Source organism: Labrys sp. ALF-8, assembly GCF_059699065.1.
The window spans coordinates 693,305-708,070 of record NZ_AP048537.1; the positions used below are offsets into that span (position 1 = coordinate 693,305).

The window sequence follows — 14,766 nt, forward strand, 5'->3', positions numbered from 1 at the left end:
CAACACAGCGCAGCCAAGTCCATTCCGAGTGAGTGCGCGGGCTTGCGCTTCGGCTTCCCAGGCGAGAGGATGCCCGCGGGCGGGCTTCTTGTGAAATCGTGTGCGCGATGAAGACCCTCTTGCTTGGCCTCGGCCTGCTGGCCGCGACTGTCATGCCTGCCCTGGCCGATGGTGCAGCTCCGGGGTGGGCGCCGGCCAATCCCGTGCCACCAAGCTACTTTCATCCGCCCGGCTATACTCCCACTCCCCTGTTCCTGCCCGCCAAGCCCGGCCCGACTCTGCCTGGGTTTCCCGATGTGCGGGCGTCACCCGTTTTTTCCCTCCGGCCACCGCCGCAGAATACCGGGCCCATGAAGGTCATAATCGTCCGGAGCAACGCAACGGGTTGCGCCGATCATTGCGCGGAGTGGATTTCAGCCGAAGGGCGGATACAGGCAGACACGGCGCCGCTGTTCCGCAAGGCCCTGGCCGCGATGGGAAGCCGCAAGCTGCCGATCCTCATATCGTCGTCGGGCGGCCAGGTTCAGGCTTCGCTGTCCATCGGCCGAATGATCCGCGCCAAGGGTCTCGACGTCGTCGTCGGCCGCAGCACGCTTGTGCCATGCCGCACGGAAGACAAGGCCTGCAGCGACGATGAACTCCTCGGGCGGAAGGGGAGCGTGATGAGTTTCACGTCCTTCTGTGCCTCGGCCTGCGCCAACATCCTGGCCGGGGGAATGCGCCGTATCGTGCCGCACTCTTCCCTGGTGGGTGTGCACGACATGTTGGTGATGCGCTTCTGGCACACGGTAGAGAGGATCCCCGTGCGCAATCCCTTCGGACAATACACCGGGTACCGAACGAAAGTCATCGACAGCCCCAGCTGGCCGGAACCGGCGAGCCCCGGCCAATACAAGATCCTCCAGACCTATTTCAGGGAAATGGGCATCAAGGAGAGCATCGTAGACCTGATGCACCTGGCCACGCCCGAGCAGATGCATTGGCTGACGGCGCAGGAACTCGGCGACACCGGACTTGCCACGGAGACACTGGCAAGCGAGGACTATATCGGCGCCATCGATCATCCTGGAGCACAGTCGCCGGTCTCCGGCGTCCCGCCGGTTCCCGCCCCGACGACACCAGCCCCGCCTGCACCGCTAGTACAGACGGTCGCTCCTGTCCAACCCGTGCAGACCCCACCGCCGATGGTTGCTTCCTCGCCGGCCGTGCCAACTCCCCCGGGACCCCTGGATGTTCGCGCGGTGCAGACCCAGGCGGCCCACGTGCCGGCCGGCTCGCTCCTCGCGCTCCCGGCGCCTGCCGACAGCGATGCCGCCCCCGTCTTTGCCGCACCTCCGGCTGGGGTGCTCCAGACATCCCAACCCTCGCTGACAACACAGTCTCCGCCTCCTGCCGCGCCATCCCCTTCCTCCACCAGGCTCGCGGCGATCCGCCCAGCCTCGCTTCCCGCTGCCAAACCGCCGAAGGCCGGAACGGCCGCTGCCAAGCCGGCTGGCAAGACGCCCGCTCCCGCCCAGCCGGCGAGGAAGCCCGCAGCCGCCTGCAGCGCATCCATCCGCACGGTGCCTGCCGCGGGCCGGCGCCTCTCGGGAGAGGTTCGCGTCGTGATGTCACCGGCGGCTGGATCGATGATGCTGCAGAGGGTGGAGGAGACGACCCATGTACAGGCCAGCCCGAAATATTTCGGCTACCAGCGCTTGGGCATCTGGGTCTACAGCGACGGCATCCCGGAACCGGGCACGGCCATCGCACCGCATGGCCTGAATGTGCAGCCGGGCGACCTCGTCACCATCGTCACCCGGCATCAGGACGCCGCCCTGCCCTGCCATTTCGTGCCCAACCTCGTGGTCGCGGTGAGGCACAAGGCCTGACGGCCCTACTCGCCCGTGCGATATTCCGTGAGGCGTCTTTTCATGCGCTGGAAGCGCCGCACATGGGCTTCGTCGCGGCGTAGCGCGACGGCCGTGGACAGCACGTCGATCACAACCAGCGCGGCGATGCGCGATATGGTCGGCGTGTAGATGTTGGTGTTGTCGAGGGTCTCCACCAGCAGGGTGACATCGCAATGGGTGGGGAGCGAGGTCTCGAAGCCGGTGATGCCGATCACCTTGGCACCGTTGTCCTTGGCCGTGCGGGCGACATCGATGATGGACCGGGTCCGGCCGGTGTTCGAGATGACGACAGCCACGTCTCCCGGCTTCATCATCGATGCCACCATGATCTGCTGGTGCGAGTCGAGCTGGGCTCCGCACGGCACCCCGAAAAGCGGGAACTTCTGCTGGGCGTCGCGCGCCACGATGCCTGACGCGCCGAAACCGAAGAATTCGATGTAGTTGGCTTGCTCGAGGATGTTGATCGCCTGCTTCAGCGCCTCCTTGTCGAGATGATGGCGCGCCCAGTCGAGGCTGGTGATCGTATAGTCGAAGATCTTCTCGACCACGGCCTCCGGCGGATCGGTATCGAGCAGCACCGAATGCGTGGCAGGCGTGCCGAGAGCAAGGCTCTGGGCCAGCCTGAGCTTGAAATCCTGGAAACCGTTGCAGCCGATGGCGGTGCAGAAACGGATGACCGTCGGCTCGCTGACGCCGGCGGCAAGCGCCGTCTCCGCCACGGTGGCGTTGAGGATGCGATGGGGATCGGCCAGGATGAGATCGGCAACCTTGCGATCCGACTTGCGCAATTCGCCAAGCATCAGGCGAACCACTTCCAGCACATTCTGGATGGTGGCCCGTGGAGCAGGCTGGGGTGACGCAACAGGATCAGGCAGGGCCATGGCTTGATTCCCCGATATTATGTCCCTCACCTATGGCGGAAGAACTGGTTCAACAACGTAAGGCAGGTTTTACAACCTATACTCGATTCCTTCGCGCGCCCGAAGCAGTCTCGTCGGTCCCGTCAGCGCCGTCGCCTTGGCGTCGATGCGCTCGGGTGCGATCGTGTTGAACGCGAACATGCCGTAGTGATGCGCCAGGACAACGGGGATGGCGCAGGCGGAAGCAACCGACACAGCCTCGTCCAGCGTGAAGTTGCCGGCGATGCCAGCCGACCGCAACGCCTCCGAACGGCCATTCACCGGGAAAAGGGCGATGTCCGGTCTCAACGCCTCGATCTCCGACCGCTGTCCCTCGAAGGGGATCGTATCGCCCGAATGGAAGACGCGCACCCCGGCCAGATCGAAACCATAGCCGAGGAAGAGATGGTGGCCGTCCTCGTCCCGCTTGAGTTCCTCATGCGCCGCGCGCACGGCCGTGACTTCGTCTTCCATCCCCAAGGCCAGGGTCTCGTCGGCATCGATGCCGATGAAGCTGTCCGGCCCGAGGCCGGTCTTCTCCCGCGCTACGCCGACGGAGGCTTTCGGCACCACGATGCGCATGGCGGGAAATCGTTCGGCGATGGGCGCCAGGGTCGCACCGTCCATGTGATCGGTATGGAAATGCGTGCAGAATATGAAATCGATCGGCGGCAGATCGGCGATCTCGATCGGCGGCGGCATCATGCGCTCATGCGAGAAGCCGCGATGACGATATTTCTCCGCCAGCGAATCGGACAGGTAGGGATCCACGAGCAGGCGGATGCGGCCGGTATCGATCAGAAAACCCGCCTGCCCCAGCCAGTAGAGCGAAGCACCGCGCTCCGGGCGCCCGGCGGCAAGCCTGCGTGCAAGCGTTCCCGAGAATCGCAGCGCCGCAAAGGCCATGTCAGCCCTCCCCTCTGCTCAGGGCGTCCATCAGATTGGCGACGGCCACCTCCGTGGCGCGGTTGACGCTTTCCTGCGTGAAGCCGCCGACATGGCTCGTGGCGATCACCTTGGGATGACCGGCCAGTGCAAGGCTGGTGGGCGGTTCGTCGTCGAAGACGTCGGTTGCATAGCAGCCGAGTCCGCCCGCATCGAGCGCAGCGAGGATGGCCGCCTCGTCGACCAGCACGGCGCGCGCCGTATTGATGAGGATCGAGCCGCTGGGCATGGTCGCGAGTTCGGCGGCGCCGATCAGCGGCCTGCCATCGGCCGGCGCGGGGCAATGCAGGGTGACGATATCCGCCTCCGCCAGGATCTCGGCCACTTCGGTCCAGCGCAGGCTGCGCTCGTCCACATTCACATTCGGGCGCATGGGGTCGAAGGCCAGGATACGCGCACCGAGTGCGGCGGCGAGGCGCGCGACCTCCGCGCCGATGGCGCCGCACCCGATCACGCCGACGGTGCGGCCACGGATCTCGGCGCCGATCCGGCGCGGCCACTGCCCCCGCTTGATGCCGGCGTCGCAAAGCGGAATCTGTCGCAAGGCCGCGAACATCAGCCCGATGGCGAGTTCCGCCACGCCGGCCGCGTTCGCGCCCGCTGCGATGCGCACGGCGATATGGCGTTCAAGCAGCGCCTCGATCGGCAGATTGTCCGTGCCCGTTCCGTTTCGGCTGATCACCTTGAGCTGGCTGGCAGCCTCGATGACGCGCGGCGAGATCTTCTCCACGCCGGCCAGCCACCCGGTGACCCCCGGAACGAGAGCGAGCAGTTCGGCTTCGTCCGGCGACTTTCCGGGTGCCGGCATCACGATTTCGTGCCCCTCGTCGCGCAAATGCTCGATGAGCGGATGAGGTGTTGCCGTCAGAGAGCGCGGCGTAACGAGAATGCGCTCCATCGCTCAGCCCTTTGCCGCTTCGATGGCAATCTCGCCCAGCCTGTCGAAGGCGGGACCCGAAGTCGGAATATCGATATGAAACACCTCGGCGATCACCTGCGTCCAGCCGTGGATGAAGTAGGTCCAGCCATCCTCGATCTGGAGATGGCGAGCGGCCTGCTGCCTGCGCGCCTGATCGAGGAAGACGAGGTCGCCCCGATAGTTGAGGTCCCAGACGATGCCGCGATCGGGGAAGACCACCGCATCGGTAAGGGGGGAACCGGGCGCGTCCTTGCCGAGACCCGTTGCATTGATCACCACCGAGCCCGGCTTGAGGGTGGCGGTAACGGCATCGTTGTCCGCCGGTTTTGGCGCGAGCACATAGTCTACCGGCACCGTGAGGCCGATTTCCTTGTGAATGCGTGCGATCTCCTCCAGCCGGTGCGGGCTGCGGTTGGACACGATGATGCGCGAAGGCCGGTCGGCGCCTCGCTCCTCGCGCCCCATGTGCCAGGTCAGCGCGATGGTCGAGCCGCCGGCACCGATCGAGAACAGTTCGGCCTCGGTGCGTTCGAAATGGCCCTTCGGGATGAAACCGTCGAGTGAGAGGCCGGAGGAGATCGGGTCCTTGGCGTGGCAGATGAGCTTGCCGTCCTTCTTGGAGATGCAGCTCGTCTCCTCCATGCGCAGCGCGAAGGTGTCGATCTCCTCGAACATGTCGCGGCAGGCCTTGTAGAGATCGATCTTGTGGGTCGTGACCAGGGCGCCCATCGAAAGCGGATCGGCCTTGATGAAGGCCACTGCCTCGCGATAGGCGGCTGGATCGGCATGAAGGGGGAAGTCGATGCCCTTGATCACCGCGTCCTCGAGGCCCAGATGCCTTGCCCAGGCGGGAAACACCCGCATGATGGAGCTCTTGGTGGTGGTGACGCCGATGAAATAGAGGGTCGGCTCCGTGGCGGGCTGGTAGATGCTCATGCTTCACCTGCGCGGATGGCCTTGGCCCGTTCGACGGCCGCCTTCGCCTTGGCCGTGATCTCCGCAAACCTGCCCTCGCGCATGTCCTCGGGCCGGGCGATCCAGGTCCCTCCCACGGCAGCGACGAAGCGATGCTTCAGCCAGTCGCCCATCGTCTCCAGACTTACGCCGCCGGTGGGGATGAAGCGCACGCCCAGGTGGTTGAAGGGCGCCGCGATCCCCTCCAGGGCCTTGGGGCCACCGGCAATGCCGGCCGGGAAGAACTTGCACAGGCGAAAGCCGGCCCTGGTCGCGAGGGTCAGGTCGGTCGGCGTCATGATGCCGGGGGCGAAGGGCAGATCGATGTTCCTCGCGGCCGCCGTGATCTCGGGATCGAAGCCCGGGGAGAGCGCGAACCGGGCACCATTGTCCTTGCAGGCCTTCACCGATTCCAGGTCGAGCACGGTGCCGGCGCCGGCAAGGAAATCCGGACGCTTATCCTTGAGGATCGCCAGCACTTCAGCGGCCGCCTTGGTGCGGAAGGTGATCTCGGCGATCGGCAACCCGCCTTGCGCCAGCGCGTCGGCGAGCGGCAGGGCGTGGTCGGGGCTTTCGATCGCGATGACCGGTACGACGCCGATCGCCTCGATCGCCTCAATGGGATTGGTGGCCATTCCTGTTTCTCCTGGGACCGCACGGGAGAGCGATCCTATATCGATGCCATTTTGTAGCAATGCTACATATCAAGGAAAAATATCGCAAGATATGGAATATTATTGCTGCATCGCAGCATAAATATCCCTCAATTTCCGGTTGACTGCCTAGCCTGCGCGTAGCATCACTCCAGAAATATGCCTTCATTCAAGGTGAGGATGCGCGCATGAGCAAGAGCCGAAAAGAGTTTGCATGACCAGGGACCTCATCCTCGCCATCGACGTCGGTACCGGCAGCGCCCGCGCTGCCCTGGTCGACGCGGCCAGCGGGGCCATCCTCGAGATCGCGGCGAGCGAGTATGACCAGATCGTTCCGGCTTTCGGCTGGGCGGAGCAGCGGCCGGCCGACTGGTGGGCCGGCACCGTGGTGGCCATCCGCACGGTCCTCGGCAGGCGCCAGGATGCGAAGGCGAGGATAGAGGCCGTCTCCGCCTGCGGGCAGATGCACGGCACGGTTCTCGTCGACGGCAACGGCCGGCTTACCCGCGAAACCGCCCCCCTGTGGAACGACAAGCGCACGGTGGGGCTGGTCGCGGAGTTCGAACGCACCAATCCCCCCTCCTCCTACCTCGCCGAGAGCGGCAACCCGCCGACACCGGCCTGGCCAGGCTTCAAGCTCGCCTGGCTGCGCGACAACGATCCCGAGGCCTATGCCGCCGCCGCCACGGTGCTGATGCCGAAGGACTACATCAATCTCCGCCTCACAGGCGAAGCCGCGATGGACGAAGGCGACGCCTCCTGCAGCTTCCTGATGAACCCGCAAAGCGGCCAGTGGTCCGCAGCGATGATCGAGCGCCTCGGCCTCGATGCCTCCAAGCTTCCGCCCATCCGCTCGCCGCTCGAAGTCCTCGGCCATATCACCGTCGCGGCCGCCGCCGAGACGGGCCTGCGCGAAGGCACACCCGTGCTGGTGGGCGGCGCCGACTATCCGGTTGCCGTGCTCGGCTCGGGCGTGGTGAGCCCCGGTACCGCGTCGGATGTGATGGGAACCTCTTCCATCATCACCCTGGTCACGCCTCAGCCCCTGCTCGATCCGGAGATCTGCAATGTGCGGACGGTTGAGGGGCACTGGGGACCCTTCACGCTACTTGAGACCGGCGGCGACGCCATGCGCTGGGCAAGGCGGGCCTTCCATGAAAAGGCGCTCTCCTATGGGGAGATCGTCGCCAAGGCGGCCGAGGCGCCTGCCGGCGCCGAGGGCCTGTTCTTCCTGCCGTTCCTGGCGGGTGAACGGCTCGGCGCGCATCGGAACGCCCGGGCGCAGTTCTTCGGCATCGGCGCCAAGCACGGCCTCGCTCATCTACACCGCGCGACGCTGGAAGGGGTCGCCTTCGCTGTGAACCGGCATATCCGCGTGATGGAAGCTTCCACGGGACAGAAACTTGAACGGGTCGTCGCATCGGGCGGCGGAGCCAAGACGGAGCTTTGGCTCAAGATCAAGGCGAGCGCGTATAACGTGCCGATCCTGGTACCCCGGGAAACCGAATGCGGCATCGTCGGCTGCGCGGCCATGGCGGCGACGGCGCTCGGCCGCTTCGCGCGCCTGGAGGATGCCGTCGGCCGCTTCGTCCAGTACGAGCAGGAAGTCCTGCCGGACCCGGCCTGGGCAGAGACCTATGCGCGCATGCAGCCCGTGTTCGACAAGCTCTACCGTCATTCCCAGGCGCTCTACGACGATCTCGACGGGTTGGAGCAAGGCTAGACCCGTGGTCGAATCGAAGCAGAACATGGCTGTGATCCCCAAGGCAGCCAAAGTCCCCGGGACGGGGATGACAGCCCGAGTTGCGGCCCTTCACATCTAGGCCAAACGACAATGGCATCCAAGGAAACCCCCATGCAGGACATTCTCTCAGCCTTTCGCACAGACCTCTTCGCCGGCAAGACCGTGGTCGTCTCGGGCGGTTCCAGCGGTATCGGCCTCGCCATCGCGGAGGGCTTTGCGCGCCTCGGCGCCGAGGTGATCGCCACCGGCTCGACCAGCGCCCGCCTTGCCGCTGCCAGGACGGCGCATGCCGACAGCGGCATCCGCTTCGAACAGCTCGATGTGCGCGACAAGAAGGCCGTCGATGCCTTCTTCGCCGCCCTGCCCGCCCTCGACGTGCTGGTCAATGCCCAGGGCATCGCCCGCCCCGACGCGGAATGGACCGAGGAGACCTATCTCGAGGTCGTCGACGTCAACATGAACAGCGCCATGCGCCTCGCCATGGCCGCCCATCCCCTGCTGGTGAATTCGCGTGGCGCAATCATCAACGTCGCCTCGATGCTCAGCTATCTCGCCGACGACAGCGTACCGGCCTATTGCGCCTCCAAGACCGGCATCATGGGGCTGACCCGCGCTCTCGCCCACAAGTTCGGCCCCGAGGGCATCCGCGTGAACGCCATCGCGCCCGGCTATCACAAGACCGACATGACCAAGCCGCTGTGGACGGATCCCGTGCCAGCCGGAAAGATTGCCGCGAAGTCGGCTCTCAAGCGCTGGGGTACGGTCGAGGATCTCGTAGGCACCGCCGTCTTCTTCGCCTCCCCCGCGTCCATGTTCGTGACGGCCACGACATTGCCGGTCGATGGCGGTTATGTTGTCGGCGGATTCTGATACCAGGGGAAGAGAGCCATGGATCTCGGGCTGAAGGACAAGGTAGCTGTCATCACGGGCGGTAGCGTCGGCATCGGCCTCGCCATCGCGGAGGGGCTGGCGGCCGAGGGGGCGCATGTCGTGCTGGCCGCCAGGCAGGCCGAGCGCGTGACGGTCGAGGCCGAGCGCATCGAGACCGAATTCGGCGTGCGCGCCATCGGTGTCGCCTGCGATGTCGCGACGGTGGAGGGCATTCGCGAGCTGGTGGACCAGACAGCCACGGCTTTCGGGGGCACCGACATCCTGATCAACAATGCCGGCACCGGCTCGAACGAGACCATCATGGATGCGCCGGATGAAAAATGGCAGGCCTACTGGGACCTGCACGTCATGGCGGCGGTCCGTCTCGCCCGCGGCTTCGTGCCCGCCATGCGCCAGCGCGGCGGCGGGGTTATCCTGCACAACGCTTCGATCTGCGCGCTGCAGCCGCTGTGGTACGAGCCGATCTACAACGTCACCAAGGCGGCCCTGATGATGTTTTCGAAGACGCTCGCCGAGGAAGTGATCAAGGACAACATCCGCGTCAACACCGTCAATCCGGGTCTCGTGCTGACGCCGGACTGGATAAAGACCGCCAAGCAGCTCACCGCCGACAAGGGGGGCGACTGGCAGGGCTATCTCGACGGCGTCGCCAACGAGAACGCCTCGATCAAGCGCTTCTCCTCGCCTGAGGAAATGGCGAATTTCTTCGTCTTCCTGTGCTCGAACAAGGCCACCTATTCGGTGGGCTCCGCCTACTACGTCGATGGCGGCATGCTGAAGACGGTATGAGCGTGCTCCACGGACAGGAGCCAGACGCCGGGGTGGCCTGAGCCGCTCCCTGGAGAATCGCTTCGCCCCCTTCGCCCGATTGCGGAGGGGGGCCCCGATGCCTCGTGGTTTCCGCGCAGGCGTTACCTCGCCCCGGCAACCGCGTCGGTTTTTGCGTCGCACCTGCGTTTCTTCCTCACCACAGGTCACGCTCTGTCAAATCTCGGTGACTTCGCCTCCTGGTTTGTAGCCCGGCATAATTTCAGCGCTTTTCCTCAAGCAAAGCAGAACTGGAATTTCCGATCTCCACCAGAGGCCGTCTCATCATGTCTTTGCCCCTCTCCCGCCGACACGTCCTTTCGCTCCTCGCCGGTGGCGTGGCCTCGGCTGCCCTGATGCGCTTCGCCTTCGCCGACGATCTCGGCCTGGGACAGATGGAGATGAAGGAAGGCTACGACTCCATCGCCAGTCCCCTCGACGCGACTATGAGTTCCTCGCCCCTGCTCTCGCCCGGCACCATCGAGGCCACGCAGCGTGCGCTGGCAAAGTATCAGGAGATCGCGGGCCGGGGCGGTTGGCCGCAGGTGAGCGGCAATGAGCGCCTGCAGCTCGGCGACAGGAACGAGGATGTGGTGTCGCTGCGCCGCCGGCTGGTCGCTTCCGGCGACCTTGCTCCCTCCCTCGGCGGCTCCCCGGTGTTCGACTCCTATCTCGACGGTGCCGTGAAGCGCTTCCAGGCCCGCCACGGCATCGAGACGAGCGGCGTGGTCGGCGATACCTCCCGCGCCGCGCTCGCCATTCCGATCGACGTGCGGGTGAAACAGCTCCAGATCAACATCGTGCGCCTGCGAGAGATGGGTAATCTGGGCAGCCGCTACATCATGATGAACATCCCGGCGACGGAGGTGGAGGCGGTGAGCAGCGGCGTGGTCGAGCAGCGCCACAACACCGTCATCGGCAAGCCGGACCGCCCCTCGCCGATCCTCTCCACGCTGGTTCAGAACGTGAACTTCAACCCGTTCTGGACGGTGCCGCTTTCGATCATCAAGAAGGATCTGATCCCCTTGATGCAGAAGGACCCGACCTACCTCGCCGAACATCATATCCGCATCTACAACCCTCAGGGTCAGGAGATCCAGGCCAGCCAGATCGACTGGAACACCGACGAGGCGACCCACATGCGCTTCACCCAGGATCCCGGCTTCGACAATTCGCTCGGCCAGGTGCGCATCAACATCGCCAACCAATATGGCGTCTACATGCACGATACGCCTGAGAAGTCGGTGTTCGGCTCCGAATATCACTTCGATTCCTCTGGCTGCGCCCGCGTGCAGGACGTGCGCGACCTCTGCGCCTGGATCCTCCAGGGTACGGAGTATACCCGCGACCGTATCGACGAGGTCATTCGCTCCGGCGCCCGCATCACGGCGACGCCGGTGGCGAAGGTGCCGGTGTTCTGGACCTACGTGACCGCCTGGGCCACCCCCGAGGGCCTCGTGCAGTTCCGGGACGACGTCTACAACAAGGACGGCTACGCGAACCTCGCCGTGGTGAGCGCCGACGACGCCGGCTGAAGATCGCCGCGGACGCATGTCGGCATGACGGGTCCAGGGGATGCCTGGGCACGCCGGCTCGCCGCAATTCGGCCCCGATCGGCCGGCATCCCGCCGCTCGGGGGGTATCGAGAGAATCGCGTATGTCCCCCACCGCCACGCCGACGGCTTCCCCCGTTCGCCATCACTATGACCGCGTTCAGCGTGCCTTCCACTGGCTGATGGCCGCCATCATCCTCGTCGCCATCGCCCTCGGCATCTGGGCCGCCTGGCTCGAACCCGGTACCTCGCCGCGGCGCGAGATCCTCGACATCCACAAATCGCTGGGCATGACCGCGCTGGTGCTGGTGGTGTTCAGGCTGATCTACAGGCTGGCCGCGGGTGAACCGCCCTATCGCGCCGCCCCGCCGGTCCTCACGCATTTCGCCGCGCGTCTGGCCCATGCGGCGCTCTACGCGCTGATGTTCTTCATGCCGCTGACAGGTTATCTCTTCTCCGCGTCCGGCGGCTATTCCCTGCCCTGGTTCGGCCTGTTCTCCTGGCCGCGACTGCTGCCGCTCGACAAGGCCAGGGCCTTGTCGGGGGAATATCTGCACGATCGCGGAGCCTGGGTTATCGGAGCGGTTCTCGCCCTGCATTTCCTGGCCGTGGCCTGGCATTCTCTCGTCAAGCGGGACGAGGTGCTCGCGCGCATGCTGCCTGACAGATAGAAAGCCGCCCGGTCTCGAAAGACCGAGCGGCCCGCATGCGTGACGAACGCTTTACTCGCAGGGAGGCAGGCCGGGACGACCGCACCGGCGGCCGGCCGGTGCCACGGGCGCCCGGGGTTGCGGCTGGGGACGCATCTGGGGCTGCGGCCGCACCTGCTGCTCCGGCGCCTGCCGCATCTGCATCTGAGGTTGTGGCCGAGGCTGCGTTTGCTGGCGTGGAGCCGGCTCACCCGCCGGTGGCTGGAACTGCATCCGGGGCTTCTGGCCGCCCTGCTGCTGGTTGAAGCGCTGCGGGTTGTTCGTCTGCGGCTGCCCACCCTGCAACGGCGCCTGGTTCAGGCGCTTGTTGCGTGGCAATGGCTGCGCATCCCCCGGCTGGGCTGCGCCGGGCTGGAATTGCGGCTGCCCCTGCGGACGCAGCTTGCGTCCACCGGGCTGGTTTGGCACGCCCGGCTGGAGAGCACCGGGCGCCGTCGGAGCCCCTGGTACTCCGGTCCGCTGGCCTGGCAGGCGCTTGCGGCCCGGCAGCTGATCGGCGGGAGCGGCACCCGGCAGGGGCTGACCTTCACCGGCTCCGCCGGGGACACCCGGTTGCTGGCCTGGCAGGCGCTTGCGGCCTGGCTGTGGCGTGGCGGGGGACGTGCCGGGCAATGGCTGCTCCGTCTGCGCACCGGGAAGAACCTGGCCGTTCGGCAGGGGTGGCACTCCAGGCTGCTTGCGCTGGCGAAGATTTCCCTTCAGGCGCTGCTGGCCCGTCTGAGCCGGCTGGACGCCCTGTTCCTGCTGGCCGCCCAGGCTGGGCTGTCCAGCGGGGCCCGGCCTGACGCCCTGTCCCGGGAGGTTCTGCTGCCCGGGAAGGAAAGTGCCGGGCTGGTTCTGGTTACCCGGAACCACACCGGGCCGGAACTGGCCGGGCTTCTGGCCAGGCACTGCACCGGGTTGCGGCTGACGCCCATTATTGAGCGGCAGGGGTTGCCCGTTCATGCCGGGAAGCGCCTGTCCCGGAAGGGGCTGCAAGGGTGGCTGGCGACCGGGTTGCTGGGCGGCGCCAGGCAGGATGGGTGCGCCACCGATGCCGGGTTGCCCTGCAGCGGGGGGACGATTGGCGCGGTTCCGCAGGAAGGTCGGCAAGGCGACGGCAGCCGCCGCCCCGGCACCGATGGCCAGCGCGGCGCCAGCCTTCTCGCCCGTCGTCAGCCCGCCGCCGCTTGGCGGCTCGTTGATCTGCTCATTGATCACGCGAGCGTCGTGGATGTTGTTGAAGATGAAATTCTGCGGTGGTGGCTCCACATAGCGCGGCGGCCTCACCCATTGCGGCACCGCCACGAAAGGCGGGGTCGGCAGGAGGTATGGATCGCGCGGCGGGGGCGGCGGTGCCAGCACGATGAAGTCGCGCGGCGGCGGCGGCAGGAAGATCACCGGCGGCGGGGGTGGAGGCGGCAGGTCGAACTCGGGATCGCTGAAGATGAAGACCGGGCGGTCGACATAGACGATCTCGTCCTCTTCCGGTGGCGGGACGTCATAGTCGATCACGTCGAAGGCCGGCGGTGGCTCCAGCGCGGCCGACAGGTAGTCGAGCCGGCGACGGGCATCCCAGGCATGCGGGCCACGGGGATAGCGCCGGAGATAGGACCAGTATGCATTCGGCGTATCGCGGGTCCAGGTCTCGCGCCATGTGATGGCTTCGCGGCGAGCAGCGATGATGGCGCGCACGCGCTTGGCCATCGGATCGCGCGGATAGGCCGTGATGAAATCCTGATAGGCGGGCATGGTATCGCGGGCCACGGCGGCGGCATAGGCGTCGTGTGCGTCGAAATCCGCGATGCGCTTGGACTGCAGCGACTTGTCCTCGTAATAGGTCGCCTGGGGCGGTGGAGCGCCCTCGCCACGGTCGAAGAACACGAAGGGTTCGCTGATGCGTGACACGCTCCAGGGGAGCATCGCTCCCTTGGTCTGCTCGTTCACGCGCAGGCGCACGCGGTCGAATACGTCGGCGATCGGCAACCCGCCGGCGCGCATGGTCTCAGCCAGGGCCTGCGCATAGGCGCCATAGGGTCCCTGCTCCTCGGGCGCTACCGTTCCGGGCGCCGCGTTGAAGGCAACGAGCGAGTTCGGATTGGCATCCATCAGGGCAAGCCCGCCGGCCAGTGGCTGGTCGCCGCGGGCGAAGTCATTGGCCCGGGCCGCGTCGAGGACCACCATGTTGGCCTTCAGCCGCAGGCCTGCCAGCGGCTGGATGAGATCGGAAATCCGAATGGCCTCCGAGGGAACGGAGGCCGGCGACGCCAGCTTGGCGTCGACAGGCACGAAATAGTTCTGGCCCTCGAGCTGGACGCCATAGCCGGCGAGATAGACGAAGGCCACCGTATCGGGTCCGGACTGCGCAGCCTTGTCGAGGAAGTCCCGAAAAGCGTGACGCAAGGCATCCTGGTCGAGATCGCGTGCACCGACGACGTCGAAGCCGGCGGCCTGCAAGGTCTGGGCGATCAGGCCGGCATCATTGGCCGTGGTCGGCAGCGCACCCTGTGAGTACGCGGCATTGCCGATGACGAGCGCGATGCGCTTTTCCTCCTGCGATTGGGGTGTTGGCGGTTGGGCGTCCTGGGCACGAAGCTGTGCCGGCAGGAGCAACACCATCGCCGCCATCAGAACGAGAAACGTCCCAAAGGCAGCCCTAAACCTTGCGATCATTATCCTGGCCCTCGTTTCTTACCGGGCTCCCCCGCACGCCGATGCGACAAGTGCGAGGAAGCCGACTCGGCCCCCAGCCAATCATTACGCGTTCCCCACCGGGATAGCGCGCTTTACTTGTATAGGAGCTGAACGAAACAAGGCAGC

12 protein-coding genes are annotated in these 14,766 nt (G+C 66.0%); 6 read left to right on the top strand and 6 right to left on the bottom strand.

All coding sequences use genetic code 11. From position 1 onward, the window contains the following. Positions 1–107: 107 nt before the first annotated feature. Positions 108–1,871, top strand: a complete 1,764-nt coding sequence (locus AC6H34_RS03245; protein WP_448146177.1) for a COG3904 family protein — start codon at positions 108–110, stop codon at positions 1,869–1,871. A gap of 5 nt (positions 1,872–1,876) precedes the next feature. Here the strand turns inward: AC6H34_RS03245 and AC6H34_RS03250 are convergent, their stop codons facing one another. From AC6H34_RS03250 to AC6H34_RS03270, 5 genes are all read right to left on the bottom strand, one after another. Beyond that, positions 1,877–2,773 carry an SIS domain-containing protein gene (locus AC6H34_RS03250; RefSeq protein ID WP_497537888.1) on the bottom strand — a complete coding sequence of 299 codons (897 nt, stop codon included), beginning with the start codon at positions 2,771–2,773 and terminating at the stop codon, positions 1,877–1,879. Between the two features lie 69 nt (positions 2,774–2,842). Continuing rightward, positions 2,843–3,697, bottom strand: coding sequence for an MBL fold metallo-hydrolase (locus tag AC6H34_RS03255; RefSeq protein WP_448146175.1), 855 nt, complete (start codon positions 3,695–3,697; stop codon positions 2,843–2,845). 1 nt (position 3,698) lies between these two features. After that, the gene (locus AC6H34_RS03260; protein ID WP_448146174.1) at positions 3,699–4,634 is read right to left on the bottom strand and encodes an NAD(P)-dependent oxidoreductase; all 936 of its coding nucleotides are present in this window, start codon (positions 4,632–4,634) and stop codon (positions 3,699–3,701) included. Positions 4,635–4,637: 3 nt separating this feature from the next. Further along, positions 4,638–5,591 carry a shikimate dehydrogenase family protein gene (locus AC6H34_RS03265; RefSeq protein WP_497537889.1) on the bottom strand — a complete coding sequence of 318 codons (954 nt, stop codon included), beginning with the start codon at positions 5,589–5,591 and terminating at the stop codon, positions 4,638–4,640. Continuing rightward, complete coding sequence (locus AC6H34_RS03270) at positions 5,588–6,244, bottom strand: bifunctional 4-hydroxy-2-oxoglutarate aldolase/2-dehydro-3-deoxy-phosphogluconate aldolase (protein WP_448146172.1); 657 nt, start codon at positions 6,242–6,244, stop codon at positions 5,588–5,590. Before AC6H34_RS03270 ends, AC6H34_RS03265 begins: the two co-directional genes overlap by 4 nt. Positions 6,245–6,476: 232 nt before the next feature. On the opposite strand from AC6H34_RS03270, the gene AC6H34_RS03275 reads away from it, so the two are divergent. From AC6H34_RS03275 to AC6H34_RS03295, 5 genes are all read left to right on the top strand, one after another. Beyond that, complete coding sequence (locus tag AC6H34_RS03275; protein WP_497537890.1) at positions 6,477–7,985, top strand: xylulokinase; 1,509 nt, start codon at positions 6,477–6,479, stop codon at positions 7,983–7,985. A 132-nt stretch (positions 7,986–8,117) separates the two neighbouring features. Beyond that, positions 8,118–8,876 (top strand): SDR family NAD(P)-dependent oxidoreductase, encoded by a 759-nt coding sequence (locus AC6H34_RS03280; RefSeq protein WP_497537891.1) that lies wholly within the window; start codon positions 8,118–8,120, stop codon positions 8,874–8,876. A gap of 18 nt (positions 8,877–8,894) precedes the next feature. Continuing rightward, a complete protein-coding gene (locus AC6H34_RS03285; RefSeq protein ID WP_448146169.1) occupies positions 8,895–9,686 on the top strand; it encodes an SDR family NAD(P)-dependent oxidoreductase in 792 nt (263 codons plus the stop codon). A 305-nt stretch (positions 9,687–9,991) separates the two neighbouring features. After that, positions 9,992–11,239: a L,D-transpeptidase family protein gene (locus AC6H34_RS03290; RefSeq protein WP_497537892.1), complete on the top strand. Its 1,248-nt coding sequence runs from the start codon at positions 9,992–9,994 to the stop codon at positions 11,237–11,239. A 122-nt stretch (positions 11,240–11,361) separates the two neighbouring features. Then, entirely contained in the window at positions 11,362–11,928 is a 567-nt protein-coding gene (locus AC6H34_RS03295; protein ID WP_497537893.1) for a cytochrome b, read from the top strand. Between the two features lie 51 nt (positions 11,929–11,979). Here AC6H34_RS03295 and AC6H34_RS03300 read toward each other — a convergent pair whose 3' ends face one another. Next, the gene (locus AC6H34_RS03300; RefSeq protein ID WP_497537894.1) at positions 11,980–14,619 is read right to left on the bottom strand and encodes a caspase family protein; all 2,640 of its coding nucleotides are present in this window, start codon (positions 14,617–14,619) and stop codon (positions 11,980–11,982) included. Positions 14,620–14,766: the final 147 nt, after the last annotated feature.

Excerpts from the sequence above, each read along its gene's own strand:
- AC6H34_RS03245 (WP_448146177.1), top strand. The coding sequence starts at position 108 with ATGAAGACCCTCTTGCTTGGCCTCGGCCTGCTGGCCGCGACTGTCATG.
- AC6H34_RS03250 (WP_497537888.1), bottom strand. The coding sequence starts at position 2,773 with ATGGCCCTGCCTGATCCTGTTGCGTCACCCCAGCCTGCTCCACGGGCC.
- AC6H34_RS03255 (WP_448146175.1), bottom strand. The coding sequence starts at position 3,697 with ATGGCCTTTGCGGCGCTGCGATTCTCGGGAACGCTTGCACGCAGGCTT.
- AC6H34_RS03260 (WP_448146174.1), bottom strand. The coding sequence starts at position 4,634 with ATGGAGCGCATTCTCGTTACGCCGCGCTCTCTGACGGCAACACCTCAT.
- AC6H34_RS03265 (WP_497537889.1), bottom strand. The coding sequence starts at position 5,591 with ATGAGCATCTACCAGCCCGCCACGGAGCCGACCCTCTATTTCATCGGC.
- AC6H34_RS03270 (WP_448146172.1), bottom strand. The coding sequence starts at position 6,244 with ATGGCCACCAATCCCATTGAGGCGATCGAGGCGATCGGCGTCGTACCG.
- AC6H34_RS03275 (WP_497537890.1), top strand. The coding sequence starts at position 6,477 with ATGACCAGGGACCTCATCCTCGCCATCGACGTCGGTACCGGCAGCGCC.
- AC6H34_RS03280 (WP_497537891.1), top strand. The coding sequence starts at position 8,118 with ATGCAGGACATTCTCTCAGCCTTTCGCACAGACCTCTTCGCCGGCAAG.
- AC6H34_RS03285 (WP_448146169.1), top strand. The coding sequence starts at position 8,895 with ATGGATCTCGGGCTGAAGGACAAGGTAGCTGTCATCACGGGCGGTAGC.
- AC6H34_RS03290 (WP_497537892.1), top strand. The coding sequence starts at position 9,992 with ATGTCTTTGCCCCTCTCCCGCCGACACGTCCTTTCGCTCCTCGCCGGT.
- AC6H34_RS03295 (WP_497537893.1), top strand. The coding sequence starts at position 11,362 with ATGTCCCCCACCGCCACGCCGACGGCTTCCCCCGTTCGCCATCACTAT.
- AC6H34_RS03300 (WP_497537894.1), bottom strand. The coding sequence starts at position 14,619 with ATGATCGCAAGGTTTAGGGCTGCCTTTGGGACGTTTCTCGTTCTGATG.